The organism is Bradyrhizobium daqingense (assembly GCF_021044685.1).
Lineage (GTDB): Bacteria > Pseudomonadota > Alphaproteobacteria > Rhizobiales > Xanthobacteraceae > Bradyrhizobium > Bradyrhizobium daqingense.
The window spans coordinates 2,770,027-2,784,108 of the sequence record NZ_CP088014.1 but is presented as its reverse complement, the minus strand read 5'-3'; the positions used below and the strand labels follow the sequence as shown (position 1 = coordinate 2,784,108).

The following is a 14,082-nucleotide window of genomic DNA, read 5'->3' as shown; positions in this document are numbered from 1 at the left end:
CACTGCGTTCAAAGTCGACGGAAGTCGCGCTTGATTTTTGCCTGTCATTGCCGCACCCGGGAGGCATGGCAAAGGACAGCAAGGTCATCGCCGCGAACGCGGCCTTCTACGCCGCCTTTTCGGCCGGCGATTTCGAGGAAATGCAGCGGATGTGGGCGGATGACGACGCCATCTCCTGCATCCATCCCGGCTGGCCGGCGATCATCGGCCGGGCCACGGTGATCGGAAGCTGGCGCGACATCCTGCAGAACCCGGAACGTCCCCAGATCGTGTGCGCCGAGCCGCAGGCCATCGTCGACGGCGACAGCGCCCGCGTGCTCTGCATCGAGATTGTCGACGGCACCGCCTTGGCTGCTGCGAACCATTTCCGCCGCGTTGGCGACGGCTGGCGCCTGGTGCATCATCAGTCGAGCCCGATCGCACAGATTGTCGAGCAGTCTGAAGACGATAGAGCAAGTCATCGCGTCCACTGAGGACGGCGATCACGCCGGCGTGAGCTACTGTGCATGGGGTTGTTTTCCGACTTTGGCCCGTCATCCGAGCCCCGACAAATCGTCCAGCACGACCCGCGCATCGCTGAAATCATCCTCCCGGAAGAACAGGCTGCGGGTGATGAGCACCGGAATGTTGGCCCGCGAGGCCGCGATCAGCCCGTTGGCGGAATCCTCGATCGCGACGCAGTCGGGCGCATCCAGCCGCAGCCGCGCCAGGACTTCGAGATAGACGTCCGGTGCGGGCTTCTTGTGCCTGACATCGTCACCGGCAACGACGGCGTCGAAATCCACGGCCCAGCGCGGCCCCAGCGCCTGCGAAAGCAGTGCATCGATGTTGCCATGCGAGGTGGTGGTCGCGATCGCAAGCCGCTGGCGGCGCGCCTTCGCCGCCGCCAGCAGTTCCGCCACGCCCGGCCGCAAGGGACAGCAGCCGGTCTCGATCAGCCCGGCATAATGCGCGGTCTTGACGCGGTGCAGCTCCGCGATGTCCGCGTCGGATAGTGGCACGGCTGTCTCCAGCCTTGCATGATAGGCACGCATGCGCTCCTTGCCGCCGGTCACCCGCAACAGGTCCTTGTAGACCGCGCGGTCCCATTCCCAGCCGAGCCCGTACCGCGCGAAAGCATGGTTGAAAGCCTGCCGGTGCAGCTCCTCGGTTTCGGCGAGGGTGCCGTCGACGTCGAAGATCAGCGCGGCGGCCTGCCGGATCAGGTCGGCGGCGCCCGATGGTGCGATGGTGACCGCTTCTACATGCATCGTCATGAGCAACCATCGCCCGGTGCTGCGGCCGAGACAAATCGCAATATCTTTTGCCCGCCCCAAAAATCTCTTATGAGCGGAGATGCGCGCAGCGGCGCGATGGAACTCCGACCGGCACGGCAGAGGCATGCGGCTCTTCATTCTCGGCTATGGCTATAGCGCCCGCCACTTCGTCCGCAGATTCGGCGGCGCCTTCTTGCATATCGCCGGCACCGTTCGCGACCCCGCACAGCGGGATGATCTTGCCGGCATCGAGGTGCATGCGTTTTCCGGGAGCGATCCGGACCGCAGGACGGCCGAACGCATTAACGAGGCCGATGTCCTTCTCGTATCTATCCCGCCCGGCAGCACCGGCGATCCCACGCTTGGTGCATTCGGTGACACACTGACCGCGCGCCGCCGCAAGGTCATTTATCTCTCCACTATCGGCGTCTATGGCGATCACGCCGGCGGATGGGTGGACGAAAGCACGCCGCCGCAGGCTGCGGTCGAGCGGACGCAAATGCGGATCGCGGCGGAGCAGGCCTGGATCAATATGACAGGTGGCGATGCCGCGATCCTCCGGCTCGCCGGCATCTACGGCCCCGGCCGCAACGCACTGGCGACGCTGCGCGCTGGAACGGCCCGGCGCATCATCAAGCCGGGGCAGGTCTTCAACCGCATCCACGTCGACGACATCGCGAGCGCGATCATGGCGGTTATTCATCACCCGAACGGCGGCACCTGGAACGTGTGCGACGACGAGCCCGCGCCGCCGCAGGACGTGATCGCCTATGCCGCGCAGTTGATGGGCGTTGCGCCGCCGCCCGAAGAGCCGTTCGCCATCGCCGAGATGTCGCCGATGGCGCGCAGCTTCTATGCCAGCAGCGCCCGCGTCTCCAATGCGAAGCTGAAGCGCGAACTCGGCGTCACCTTGGCCTGCCCGACCTACCGGCACGGCCTCGATGCGCTGTGGCGCGCGGGCGAAGCACGATAGGTTCCCGCATTTCCCGCGCGTCCCAGACATGCCCTGCCTGCGCTTGACTTCATTCCGGTGCGGTCGTGATCTGGTTGTCGAGCGAGCCACGGCCTAACGTGCTCGCCTCTTGGGAGGATGCAATGAACAAGACGATCGCCATGATCGCAGCGGCTGCCATCATCACGTTCGGCGCAGCCAACGCTGCGCCGCTGCCCGAAACCAATCCCGACGACGCCGGCATCTCCAAGCCGGGGCTCGCACGGCTCGATAACTTCTTCGCGCGCGAGATCGCCGCCAAGCGCGTGCCCGGCGCGGTCGTCGCGGTGGCACGCGACGGCAGGCTCGTACACTACAAGGCCTATGGCATGCTCGACCCGGACAAGGGCACGCCGATGCCGATCGACGCGATCTTCGCGCTGGCCTCGATGACCAAGCCGATGGCGGCGGTCGCGGGCCTGACGCTATTGGAGCAGGGCCGGCTGCCGCTCCAGGCCAAGCTCTCCGACTACTATCCCGGCTTTGCGGACATGAAGGTCGGCGTGCCCCAGCCGGACGGATCACTCAAGCTCGAACCGCAGGCCTCGCCCATCTTCATCCATGACCTCTATCGCCACACGTCCGGCCTGATGTATGGCGGCCGCCCTGACAGCTCAAGTCCGGTGGCTCGGCAATATCCTGACGGCATCGCGCCCGCGATCGAGGGCGACACGCAGGCCTTCATCGATCGCATCACCAAGCTGCCGCTGGCACATCAGCCCTCGACCGTGTTCGAGTACGGCTTTTCGATCGACGTGCTCGGTGCGGTCGTCGAGAAGGTGAGCGAGCAGAAGCTCGGTGACTACCTCGCCGCCAATGTGTGGCAACCACTCGGCATGAAGGACGCAACGTTTCACCCGAGCGAGGCGCAGCGCCCTCGCCTCGCCCGCCCCTTTGCCAATGATCCGCTGACCGGCAAGCCGCAGGCGATCAAGCTCTTGGACACACCGACCAAGTTCGATTGCGGCGGTGCCTGCGCGTTCGCGACGATCGGCGACTATCTCCGCTTCGGGCAGATGCTGCTCAATGGCGGCGAGCTCGACGGCCAGCGCATTCTCGGACCGAAGACTGTCCATCATATGACCACCAACCATCTCGGTCCCGAGATCAAGAACAACGTGGCGAATGTCGAGCCGCATCGCGGCGGCTTCGGCTTCGGCCTTTCGGTGGCGGTCCGCACCAGCGAGGGCCTGTCGTCGGTCCCCGGCAATCCCGGCGAGTTCACCTGGAACGGCGCTTACGGGACGCAGTTCTTCTGCGATCCCAAGGAGCGTCTCGTCGTCGTGGTGGGAACGGCAGCGCCGGGCGAGCTCAGGAAATATTATCGCGAGCAGGTCCAGGACATCGTCTATGGCGCCATGGTGAAGTGAGACCGTTGCGCTGAAATCAAAAGGGCGGCCAATCGGCCGCCCTTCGTATCCAGCGTCAGCTCAGAACACCATATTTCCTGAACCAGGCCTGCGCCTGCTTCCAGGCGTCTTCCGCGGCATCCTTGCGGTAGCTACCGCGGTAGTCGGCATGGAAGCCGTGCGGCGCTTCGGGATAGATCTTGAACTCGGCCGTCTTCCTGTTCTGCGCGAGCGCGGCCTTCATCTGCTCGACCTGCGCGACGGGAATGCCGGTATCGGCACCGCCATAGAGGCCGAGCACCGGCGCCTTCATCTCGGGTGCGAGCTGCATCGGGCTCTTCGGCCATAGCGGATTTTCGGGATCGACCACGGTGCCGTAGAAGGCAACGCCCGCCTTGAGTGTGCTGCTATGTGCGGCATATTCCCAGACCGTGCGGCCGCCCCGGCAGAAGCCGATGATGCCGAGCTTCGCGGTGTCGCCGCCTTGCGATCCCGCCCATGCCACCGTCGCATCGAGATCGGACAGCAGCTCGGCGTCGGGCTTGGCGTTGACGATCGGCAGCAGGTCCTTGATGTCCGAGATCTTGGTGAGATCGGTGCCCTTGCGGAAGTAATAGTCCGGCGCGATCGCGAAGGCGCCGAGCTTGGCGAGGCGGCGCGTCACGTCCTTGATGTATTCGTGCAGGCCAAAGATCTCCATCGCCACGATGATCACAGGCGCCTTGGTGTTGCCGGCGGGGCGGGCGAAATAGGCCGGCATCTCTTCGGAGCCGACCTTGATCTTGGCCTCGCCGGCCTGGAGGCCGTTAGTGTCGGTCGTGATCGCCTCCCCCCGGACCGGACCGGCCGCAAGCGTGTAGCCGGCGGCGACGGCCGCGGTGGCGCTCATGAATCCGCGGCGCGAGACCGGCGCGATTTTCGTCAGGCCGACGACGTCGGATGTCATGGTGGTTTCGAAGCTCATTGGTCTATCCCTTCCTGCTGCCTGGTATCCCGGCGGCGACGCATTCGCCAGTAATTGCCGGCGAAACGCAAATCACCAGCCCGCGAGTGCGCTGTTGTCCGATTTGTCCAGCGCAGCGCTCCGGTGCAATCTCCGGCATCGGGCTCATCGCAATCGGTGGTGGCTGCAAATGCCGTACGCTTGACGTTGAACGGCGCTGCTTGTCTTTCCTGACGACACTCTGACATTCCGGCACTCGCTCGTGCTGCGGACTTAACCGTCCAGCCGCATCGCATCGCAACATCCATTAACCGAGAAAACGGTTCAGCCACGCCGCGCGGCGCTGCAGGGAATGCGTCGACTCACGCTTCTGGGACGCTTCGACCGCAACAAATGGACATCGCAGTGGCGACAATGACGCATCATGTTGCGCAGTCACCGCACATCAGCGTCAATCCACGCGTGAGCCGACGCGATTTGATTGAAATTTTCGGATGAGTTGAGCCGAGCGATTTACTCGAACTTTCTTTGTGGCGCTCTAGTTCCACGACCGGAAGTTCCACTTCCGGACATGAAGACAATCTTCCCGCGCGATCTGCCGTCCGGCACGACGAAAGACCGCTCGAGTGCTTCGTTCTCGTCCACCCAGATTGCGCTTACTCCATGGCCCAATTGAATAAAGCTTTATCCGACCTGGAATTGAAATGAGTTTGGCTCGCGAATCGATTGAACTGTTGGAGCAGGTCGCGCGCATCCTGTGGTTCGAAGGTACCAAGCACGGATTGCGCGACCGCGAGTGGATGGCGTTGCGATTCCTCTCCCGCGCCAACCCGTTCTCCCGAACGCCGTCGGCGCTGGCGAGCTACGTCGGCACCACGCGCGGCACCGCCTCGTTCATCATCGGCGAGCTCGAGCGGCTCGGCTATCTCGAGCGCAAGCGCTCGACCAAGGACAAGCGCTCGGTGACATTGAGCGTGACGCAACAGGGCAAGAAGTTCCTGGTGCGCGACCCCGTCAACGTGCTTATCGAGGCGATTGCCGTCCTCGACGACGACGTCAAGGTCCGCTTTCGCGACACGGTCCGGCATGTGCTGGATCGGTCGGACGCGGCCGAGCAGCGGCATCACACCGACGTCTGCAGGCGATGCATCTTCCTCCGGGAGGATCGCACCGCCACGGACAACAAGACCACGGTGGAGTTCAGCTGCCGCCTGTTTCGCGCGCCGATTGCGGAGACCGAGGTCGATCTGCTCTGCACCAGCTTCGAGCATCACCGCCAGTAGAAGGTCGCGCCGGTCACGGCGCCGCCTTGCGCGACGAATAGACGACGCCCCCGCTGGACTCCACCACCAGGCGCCCGTTCTCGTTCCTGATGTCCTCGATACGGCCGAGCCCGGGCACCTGCTGTCCCAGCACGGCTTCGATGACGCCATTCGGGCTTTGCAGGATCGCAATTCCCTCATAGGCCTGCCGGACCGACCAGCCCTTGATGACTTTGCGCGGCGCCGACGGCGGAATCGAACCCGTGACCTCGGGCGCAGCGACCGATGCCATCATCGGCATCGCCTGTGCCGGCGATGGCTGCGATGCAACGGTTGCAGGTACCGGGGCCTGAACCTGTGCTTGGGCGAGCTTGTCGAGCTTCGCCGTGGAGGACGAGCTCACCCGCTCGATGCGGTCCAGGTTCTCGGCAAACCTGCCGAAGCGGTCGTTGGTGGCCTTGCTCGACTGATCGACCGCGGTGCGCAGGCCGTCCAGATTTTCGGACACGCCCGACACCTGTTTGCGCAGCTGCGCCACCGTCTCGCGCAGATTCCTGATCTCGGCGTTGGCCGCAACGCTGCTCTGGGCGGGCTGGGTCGTGGTGAGATAGGCGATCACGCCGGTGCAGGCACAGACCACTAGGATGGCGGCAACCGCCAGCGTGGCGAGCGGCACGACCCATGTCGGGCGCGGCGGCGGCGGCTTGGCCACGATCACGGCTGGCTTGATCACAGCCGGCGCAGGTTTCGGTATCGCCATCTTGTCGAGGCGCGCCTTGGCGCGAATACGCTTCAAGCCCTCGAGCGCCTCTTTCGCCAGAGCTTCGTCACTCGCCGCAACACGCTTTGCGCTCGTGGCGGGCTTCGCGGTTCGTGCAGCATCGTCCTTTGTATCGCGCGCCTCCGGAGCCGGCCTCGCCGCTGCGGCAGCATCAACGGTCACGTTGGGGCGAGCTTGTCCATCGGACAACATGTGGCAATGCTCCGTTCGGTTCGATCTGTCGAACGGCAACGTTACGTGCCGAAGCTTGCCTGAAACGTGCGGATCGAAAACACTTTCGTCGCGCGCGAAGCGACGTCACATGAGCAGAAACGCATCGCGCACGTAGCGCGAGTGCGACTCGAAAGCCACACACTCGCCAAGATTTCGCCAAGCTCGAGTCCAGTCGCAATACATGAGTCGAATTGTCGCATGTGGAAACAGGACTTTGACCGTCAATCCCGGGTTGAAAACCCCTCGATTTACATGACGAACCGCACCACCCAAAAGAGCTGAAATTGTACGGGGATGCGGAACTGTAGACCGCCTACGTTGCAGAACTGGTTTAGTTTCCAAATCAACTGATGCGATTGGATATACCAAGAAACAACTCGAAGCGAACCAACAGCATCAAGCACAAATAGCAATCGCTTTGTGGCGCACGCTTGATCGGAAAACGGCAATCGTTACGGTCCTAGACAAGTGATTCTCGCCAGTTGGCGAGGAGAACGACACGGTTTCAGTTGCGTTCGGACGCGATGAGCAACTTGGCGCAACTGATCTAGGTCGTTTCTCGATCCGCTCCGCGAGGTGATCCGTAAGACACCCGCCGGACCTCACACAGTAAGCGTTTCAGTATCGAGTCGAAGTAGCAGGCCTGCGAGACGCAGGCACTGAATGCGTAGGGCTGCCCGCGAATATCGAAACCACAATAACGGTTCGCGGGATGGAATGTCGTCAAACAGCATCGTTGCCGAGCCGGGGCATCACAAACAACCAACCGGCCGCAACAAGTGCGAAACAGGGGCGAAAGACTGATGTATATTATCGTTGATGATCGCGAGAGTGTCGCGAACAGCTACGTCGGAGGGCTCGTTCGCGAAGGTGTCTCGTCGATCGGCTTCTCCTCCGGAGAATTCTGGGACTGGCTGCAATCTGCGAGTGAATCGGACCTCGCGGCGGTGGACGCCTTCCTGCTCGGGGACTGCGATGGCCGCGGAAGCCTGCCGCGGGCGATGCGCAAGCGCTCCTCGGCTCCCATCATCGCCATGAGCGGCCAGAAGATGCTCAAGAACACGCTGGAGATGTTCGAAGCGGGCGTGGACGACGTCGTGCACGTGCCGATTCACCTGCGCGAGATCCTAGCCCGGACAGCCGCGATCGCGCGCCGTCGGGTGGGCGAGTTGCCGAGGCCCTGCGAGAGCAGGATCCGGGTCTTCTTCAACGGGCGTGACCCCGAGATCGCGGGCCACGCCCTCACCCTGCCCCGCCGCGAACTGCGCATTCTCGAATATATGGTGAGCAATCACGGCAAGTGGATCACCAAGACGCAGATCTTCAACGCGGTCTACGGCATATTCGAATCGACCTTCGACGAGAGCGTGATCGAGAGCCACGTCAGCAAGCTGCGCAAGAAACTCCGCGACCGCCTCGGCTTCGACGCGATCGTGGCCCGGCGCTACGTCGGCTATCGACTCAACATTCCGGCCGGCGAGACCCTCGACGTCCCGATGCAGGAGCTCGACGAGGTCGGAATGCTCCTGAACAGGGCGCATGCCGTTCCGACTGCGTATCCGGCGGGCAACTAGCGCGGCACAGCGCTGCAAAATCGACGACGGCCTCTGCGGAGTCCCCTTCGCAGAGGCCGTTGACGTTCAGCCGCGGAGATCACGGAATCCAGACCCGCCCGAACGGAAGCATCGCGTCAGGGCAGTCCTACGGCTTCTGCTGGAATTCTTCCTTCGAGACGTAGTTGAAGTCCTCGACCAGGACGTCCTGGACCACGTCGGCCTGCATCCGTTCGTTGACGCGCTGCTTGATGGCCGTCGTGAGGATGGAGAGGTCGTAACGCGCAAGCTTCCTGAAATCGAGCCGGTCGTCGGCGTAGATCCTGCGGAAGGCCTCGTCGACGACGAACGGCTCCGGCGGAACGTTGAGCTGATGCAGGGTCCGTCCTTCCACGGTGTAGACGAAGCGCGCGACGATGTAGCCCTGCACGTTGCCGTTCTCGACCATGGGTACGCTCAGCGCCCGCGTCTTCTGGTATTGCAGCCCCTCGAGATATTCGTCCTTCGCGGCCAGCAGGCTGCCGTTCTCCTTCCAATAGGCCACGGCATAGCTCGTCCCTGCCGTCAGGATGCATACCCAGAGCCCGGCCAGCACCAGTCTGATCATTTTCCGCCCTGTGTTGCGCGGCCGGTATAGGTGCCGTCCGATTCGGCGTCCTTGACCGCCTTGACGATGATGGTCGCGACCTCGCGCACCGCGTCGTAATGCATTTCGAGCACGGAGCGATTCCGTTCCAGTCTCTCGCGCAACCGCTGGATCTCTTCGGTGATCTCGATTTCGGCGCCGAGGTGCATCCTTGCCCGCATCAGGCGGACGAATTCGAGCATGCTCCGGCTCTTCCGGGCGCTGAAATCGTCGAAATCGACCTTCTTTCCGGTCGTAAGCGCGACCGTCTCCTCCTCGACGATGCTTTCGAGCCGGCGGATCGCCGCCAGCAGGCCGCGCATCTCGTCAGATTTCGCGGTGTCGGTGGCATCGACGATCACCTCGCCGCCGGGATTCGGCAACAGCGCGGGCAACAACGCATCCCTTGCTTCCGCTTCCGTCGTCGCCTCGATGTCCACGACCGGCTGCTCCATCATCGGGGTCGCCGCGTTTTCTTGTGCCTGCATCACGAATTCACCCTTCAACTTTTGTCACCAATTGCCGGATCACCCGGCTTTCCCCGTCACGCCCGGTCCTGCCGGCTGCCCGGCGGCGAGCCGCGTAGCAATGCCGATGCCCTTGCCCTTAGCCAGCTGGCTGCCGAGCTGTTCCGCCAGCATCGACTTCCAGATGCCGCCGGCCGTGCCCTTGCCAAAGACCTCCTCCGACTCCTTCGGCAACATCGCCTCGACGAAGGTCTGGAGGATGTAGGCTTCGAACTTCCGGTACACCTCGCCTGAGGCAGGCGCCTTGATCACTTGCACCGGCGCGCCGTTGACGGCGCCCGGCTGCGCCTCGGACAACTTCGTTGCGGATTGTTCGGCAGCCGCCTTGGCCTTGCCGGCCTCCGCCTCCATCGTGGCGGCAAAATCGGCATCCGTTGATTTGAGGGCGTCGAGCTTGGCGGTTGCCGCGCGTTGCGCCAGGGGGTCGGCGGCTTCGAGCACGTCGAAGAGGAGGTCTTGTGTCGCTGTCACGATCATGTCTTGTTCCGGCTGGCTGGCCGCGGCGTCCACTCGCGCACGGCTGGGCTTGCGCCCGTCATTTCCTCGAGCGATCGCTTCTCTGCCTCGCGAAGCTTGTCGGCGAGAGCCGCCTTCGCGACCTCTTCGAGCTGCCTCACGCGGCGACTTTCGCGGCGAACCTGGTCAAGCTGCAGCGAGGCGTGCTCCTTCACGGCGCGGGCGCCCACGCTCGTCCTGTTGAGACGCCGCGCGATCGAGTCGCTCGACGATCCCACCGGCGGCTTGCCGTCGTTCAAGGCCCTGACCAGCCATTCCTGCTCATCGTCAAGACTGCGCTCCTGCTGCCGCAGATGCGCGAGCTGCCATTCGGACAGCCGCAGCTGGAGCTTCACCAGCGAGACCATCCGGCCGAGCTTGTCAGCGCGCGACGTCATGACCCATCACTCCGCCAGCCACGAGGAGACGCCGAGCATGAACTGCGTCAGGAGCTCGTCGCTGGTGAGATAGAGCAGCAGAAAGCCGCCGAACAGCACGAAGGGTACCGAGATGAAATAGACCGGAATTGCCGGCGTCAGCTTGTTGATCAAGCCGACCGCGAGATTGACGATGACCGAATAGACGATGAAGGGGCTGGTGATCCGCAGCGTCAACACGAACGCTTCCGACAGGCGCCCGACGAGCTGGTCGAGCGCCATGCTGCCGCCGAGCCTGTTGCCGGGATGCCAGACGTCGTAGGAGTTCATCAGTCCGCGCAGAACCTGCCAGTGCTGGTCGGTCATGAAGAACAGCGTGGTGACGGCCGCCATGATCAGCGGCACCAGGGCCGGCGCCGGATCGGTGTCGCCGACCGGCGTGCCGGGGATGTTGCTCAGCCCGATCGCGCTCGCCATCACGGTTGCCATGGTCTGGAGCGCGAGGAAGAACACGCGGCCGCCGAGCCCGATCACGCTGCCGACCACGAGCTCCGAGCAGATCAGCAGCGCCAGCGTCAGGGGCGCGGCATTGTCGGTGAGAGGTTTGAGGATGGCGATCAGAATCGGCGTCAGCGCGAACGTCGTGACCAGCGCGACGAACAGGCGAACCTGGGCCGGCACGTTGATGCTGGAATAGCCGGGCACCAGCATCAGGCAGGCGCCGATGCGGCAAAACACGATGAACGTCACCAGCACGCTGTCGGTAAGGCCGGAGATCACGACACGGCTCCGAGCGCCCTGATCTCGGCGCTGCGCGCGACTTCGACGTGCGACAGGATGGGCAAGGTCGGGAACACCCGCTCCAGGATCATCCGGACATAGGGCCGCGCTTCCGGCGTCACCGCCAGCACCACGCTGGTGCCGTTCTCGGTGAACTTGCGGATCGCTGTGCTGGCTTCGGTCGCGAACTGCTCGATCAGGCGCGGATCGGCGTCGAACTCGACGACGTCGCCTTTGGCATCGCGCTTCAGGCTCTGGTGGAACGCGAGGTCCCAGCGATTGCCGAGGCGGACCACGTTCAACACGCCGTTGTCGGAGAGGTCGCCGCAGATCTGCTGGGCGAGACGGGTACGCACGTGCTCTGCGACCTGCTCGGAACGCCGCACATGCGGCGCGATCTCGGCGATCGCCTCGAGGATGAGGTGAAGATTGCGAATGGAGACCCGCTCCGCCAGCAGGATCTTCAGGATCGCCAGCAGGCCCGAATAGGAGATCTGCGACGGACAGAGATCCTCGACCAGGCGCTTGTATTCGGGATCGAGCCGGTCGAGCAGCGCGCGCATGTCCTTGTAGGACAACAGCTGGGCGAGGTTGGCCCGGATCACCTCGCTGAGATGCGTGAGCAGCACCGACAGATTGTCGACCGGCTTGCAGCCCTGACGCTTGACCTCGTCGGTGAAGGCTTCCGTCACCCACAGCGCCTTCATGCCGAAGGCGGGCTCGATCACCTCCTCGCCGGGCACGTCGGGCTTGCCGTCCTTGTCGACCAGCACCAGCACCTCGCCGAGCCTGAGCTCGCCATGGGCGACGCGGGTATCGTGGATCCGGATCTGGTAGCCCTTGGGGTCGATCGAGAGATTGTCGCTGAGCTTAATCTCGGGAATGACGAAGCCGTACTGCTTGGCGAATTTCTTGCGGATCTTGGCGACGCGGTGCGCAAGCTCGGTGCGCGAGCCGAGCAGATGGACCGACAGATGGCCGCCGAGCGCCAGCTCGATCTCCGCGGTCCTGAGCTGCTCCTTGACGGATTCCTTGGCGTCGGCCTGGGCGCGCTCGTCGGCCTTGCGCGCATCCTCCTTCTGCTTCAGCGCCGCCTGCCGCTTCGGCAGGGAGTAGCCGACGAAGGCCATGACGCCGCCGAGCAGCAGGAACGGCGCCATCGGTAGCCCAGGCATCAAGGCGAGCACGAACATCATCAGCGCGGCGGCCGACACCGCACGCGGATAGCCGCCGAGCTGCCGCAGCACCGCCTGCTCGGCCGAGCCCCTGGTGCCGCCCTTGGAGACCAGCAGGCCCGCCGACAGCGACACGATCAGGGCCGGCATCTGCGACACCAGGCCGTCGCCGACGGAAAGCTTGGTGTAGACGTCGGCCGCGCGCGACAGCGTCAGGCCGTGATGGGTGACGCCGATGATGATGCCGCCGAAGATGTTGATCGCGGTGATGAGCAGGCCGGCGATGGCATCGCCCCGGACGAATTTCGAGGCACCGTCCATGGCACCGAAGAACGCGCTCTCCTCCTCGAGCTCGCGGCGCCGGCGCTGGGCTTCCTTGTCGTCGATCAGGCCGGCCGACAGATCCGCGTCGATCGCCATCTGCTTGCCGGGAATGGCGTCCAGGGTGAAGCGGGCGCCGACCTCGGCGATACGCGTCGCGCCCTTGGTGATCACGACGAAGTTCACCGTGACCAGGATCGCGAAGATGATCAGGCCGATGACGAAGTCGCCGCCCATGACGAATTTGGAGAAGCCGGCCACGACGTAGCCGGCGGCGTGCTCGCCCTCCCCGCCGCGCGACAGGATCAGGCGCGTGGTCGCGACGTTCAGCGCCAGGCGCAGGATCGTCGCGATCAGCAGCACGGTCGGAAAAGCCGAGAAATCGAGCGGCCGCTGGATCCACAGCGCCACCATCAGGATCAGCGCCGACAGCGCGATGGAGAAGGCAAGGCCGAGATCGATCAGGATCGGCGGGATCGGCAGGAACAGGATCGTGAGCATGGTCACGATACCGGCCGCGAAGAAGGCGTCCGCCCCAAGGCGTCGCGGGCTGGGCAGGCTAGCAGCTAACGTATCGGCCATGGGTCACCGGCAGAGGATCCGGCTCGCAATCTGCCGCGCAAAGCTTACGCGAGGGTGGTGGCCCCCGAAGCGCGATCAGATTTGGATGAATCATAATCGCGCTTCAGGTTGTTGTTTACGCATGATCTTTCCGGAAAACCGCTTCGCACTTTTCCGGATCATGCTTTGGCGATCAGAAGCCGTGCTCGATCCGCGAATAGACCATCTCGGTGAAGGTGGACAGATGTGCGCCGATGAACGAGCCGGAGACGGCGACGACGAGGAGAATGACGATGATCTTCGGGACGAAGGTCAGCGTCACCTCCTGGATCTGGGTCAGCGCCTGGATCAGCGCAATCACGGTGCCGACCAGCATTGCCGCGCCGACCGCGGGCCCGGAGGCGACGATGATGGTCCAGATCGCAGCCTGGACGATGTCGAGGGCGTCCCGCTCGTTCATGACTGGCTGATCGTGAGCCCGGGGCCGACCGCGACCTTGGTACCGTTCTCGAGGGTCGCGATGGAGCCGTCGCTGTTGATGGAGACCGATACGACCTTGCCGGTGAAGCTGGCGCCGGTCGCATCGGTGAAGCTGACGGTCTTTCCGATCAGCCCGTTGGCCTGCGACAGCGACTGCGAGGACAGCAGCGCGTCCAGCTTCGAATTGGTCTGCATGGCCTGTTCGACCGTCGAGAGCTGCGCGAACTGGCTCATATATTGCGCGGTGTCCATCGGATTGGTCGGATCCTGGTACTTCATCTCGGCAACGAGGAGCTGAAGAAACGTGTTGTAGTCGACGCTGTTGCTCGACGTGGTCGTCGTCAAGTTGGACGACTTGCTGGTCGTGTCGGTCGCACTGGTGACGTTCATCTG

General features: G+C 63.8%; 16 protein-coding genes. 5 read left to right on the top strand and 11 right to left on the bottom strand.

Features of this window, described 5'->3' with window-relative positions; translation table 11 throughout:
- Nucleotides 1-65: 65 nt before the first annotated feature.
- Nucleotides 66-473, top strand: coding sequence for a nuclear transport factor 2 family protein (locus LPJ38_RS13340; protein WP_145635889.1), 408 nt, complete (start codon nt 66-68; stop codon nt 471-473).
- Nucleotides 474-533: 60 nt separating this feature from the next.
- On the opposite strand, the gene LPJ38_RS13335 is transcribed toward LPJ38_RS13340, so the two are convergent.
- The gene (locus tag LPJ38_RS13335; protein WP_167520525.1) at nt 534-1,250 is read right to left on the bottom strand and encodes an HAD family hydrolase; all 717 of its coding nucleotides are present in this window, start codon (nt 1,248-1,250) and stop codon (nt 534-536) included.
- A 130-nt stretch (nt 1,251-1,380) separates the two neighbouring features.
- On the opposite strand from LPJ38_RS13335, the gene LPJ38_RS13330 reads away from it, so the two are divergent.
- Together LPJ38_RS13330 and LPJ38_RS13325 are read left to right on the top strand one after the other, a co-directional pair.
- Nucleotides 1,381-2,229: an SDR family oxidoreductase gene (locus tag LPJ38_RS13330; RefSeq protein WP_145635892.1), complete on the top strand. Its 849-nt coding sequence runs from the start codon at nt 1,381-1,383 to the stop codon at nt 2,227-2,229.
- Between the two features lie 122 nt (nt 2,230-2,351).
- Nucleotides 2,352-3,617: a serine hydrolase domain-containing protein gene (locus tag LPJ38_RS13325; RefSeq protein WP_145635895.1), complete on the top strand. Its 1,266-nt coding sequence runs from the start codon at nt 2,352-2,354 to the stop codon at nt 3,615-3,617.
- A 55-nt stretch (nt 3,618-3,672) separates the two neighbouring features.
- On the opposite strand, the gene LPJ38_RS13320 is transcribed toward LPJ38_RS13325, so the two are convergent.
- Nucleotides 3,673-4,560 carry a dienelactone hydrolase family protein gene (locus tag LPJ38_RS13320; RefSeq protein WP_145635898.1) on the bottom strand — a complete coding sequence of 296 codons (888 nt, stop codon included), beginning with the start codon at nt 4,558-4,560 and terminating at the stop codon, nt 3,673-3,675.
- A 683-nt stretch (nt 4,561-5,243) separates the two neighbouring features.
- On the opposite strand from LPJ38_RS13320, the gene LPJ38_RS13315 reads away from it, so the two are divergent.
- On the top strand, nt 5,244-5,822 hold the full coding sequence (locus LPJ38_RS13315; protein WP_145635901.1) for a MarR family winged helix-turn-helix transcriptional regulator: 579 nt from the start codon (nt 5,244-5,246) through the stop codon (nt 5,820-5,822).
- A 13-nt stretch (nt 5,823-5,835) separates the two neighbouring features.
- Here the strand turns inward: LPJ38_RS13315 and LPJ38_RS13310 are convergent, their stop codons facing one another.
- Entirely contained in the window at nt 5,836-6,774 is a 939-nt protein-coding gene (locus LPJ38_RS13310) for a hypothetical protein (protein ID WP_145635904.1), read from the bottom strand.
- A gap of 824 nt (nt 6,775-7,598) precedes the next feature.
- On the opposite strand from LPJ38_RS13310, the gene LPJ38_RS13305 reads away from it, so the two are divergent.
- Nucleotides 7,599-8,369: a response regulator transcription factor gene (locus LPJ38_RS13305; protein ID WP_167520518.1), complete on the top strand. Its 771-nt coding sequence runs from the start codon at nt 7,599-7,601 to the stop codon at nt 8,367-8,369.
- Between the two features lie 127 nt (nt 8,370-8,496).
- Here the strand turns inward: LPJ38_RS13305 and LPJ38_RS13300 are convergent, their stop codons facing one another.
- The 8 genes from LPJ38_RS13300 to flgD form a co-directional block, all read right to left on the bottom strand.
- On the bottom strand, nt 8,497-8,955 hold the full coding sequence (locus LPJ38_RS13300; protein WP_145635910.1) for a hypothetical protein: 459 nt from the start codon (nt 8,953-8,955) through the stop codon (nt 8,497-8,499).
- On the bottom strand, nt 8,952-9,461 hold the full coding sequence (locus LPJ38_RS13295; RefSeq protein ID WP_145635913.1) for a flagellar biosynthesis protein FlgN: 510 nt from the start codon (nt 9,459-9,461) through the stop codon (nt 8,952-8,954). The genes LPJ38_RS13300 and LPJ38_RS13295 overlap by 4 nt, the downstream gene beginning before the upstream one ends.
- Before the next feature lie 39 nt (nt 9,462-9,500).
- Complete coding sequence (locus tag LPJ38_RS13290; protein ID WP_167520526.1) at nt 9,501-9,977, bottom strand: rod-binding protein; 477 nt, start codon at nt 9,975-9,977, stop codon at nt 9,501-9,503.
- Nucleotides 9,974-10,393: a hypothetical protein gene (locus LPJ38_RS13285; RefSeq protein WP_145635919.1), complete on the bottom strand. Its 420-nt coding sequence runs from the start codon at nt 10,391-10,393 to the stop codon at nt 9,974-9,976. The genes LPJ38_RS13290 and LPJ38_RS13285 overlap by 4 nt, the downstream gene beginning before the upstream one ends.
- A 6-nt stretch (nt 10,394-10,399) precedes the next feature.
- Nucleotides 10,400-11,152, bottom strand: a complete 753-nt coding sequence (fliR, locus tag LPJ38_RS13280) for a flagellar biosynthesis protein FliR (protein WP_145635922.1) — start codon at nt 11,150-11,152, stop codon at nt 10,400-10,402.
- Nucleotides 11,149-13,230, bottom strand: coding sequence for a flagellar biosynthesis protein FlhA (gene flhA / locus LPJ38_RS13275; protein ID WP_145635925.1), 2,082 nt, complete (start codon nt 13,228-13,230; stop codon nt 11,149-11,151). Before flhA ends, fliR begins: the two co-directional genes overlap by 4 nt.
- Before the next feature lie 172 nt (nt 13,231-13,402).
- Nucleotides 13,403-13,669: a flagellar biosynthesis protein FliQ gene (gene fliQ, locus LPJ38_RS13270; RefSeq protein WP_027572776.1), complete on the bottom strand. Its 267-nt coding sequence runs from the start codon at nt 13,667-13,669 to the stop codon at nt 13,403-13,405.
- The gene (gene flgD / locus LPJ38_RS13265) at nt 13,666-14,079 is read right to left on the bottom strand and encodes a flagellar hook assembly protein FlgD (RefSeq protein WP_145635928.1); all 414 of its coding nucleotides are present in this window, start codon (nt 14,077-14,079) and stop codon (nt 13,666-13,668) included. Before flgD ends, fliQ begins: the two co-directional genes overlap by 4 nt.
- Nucleotides 14,080-14,082 lie beyond the last annotated feature (3 nt).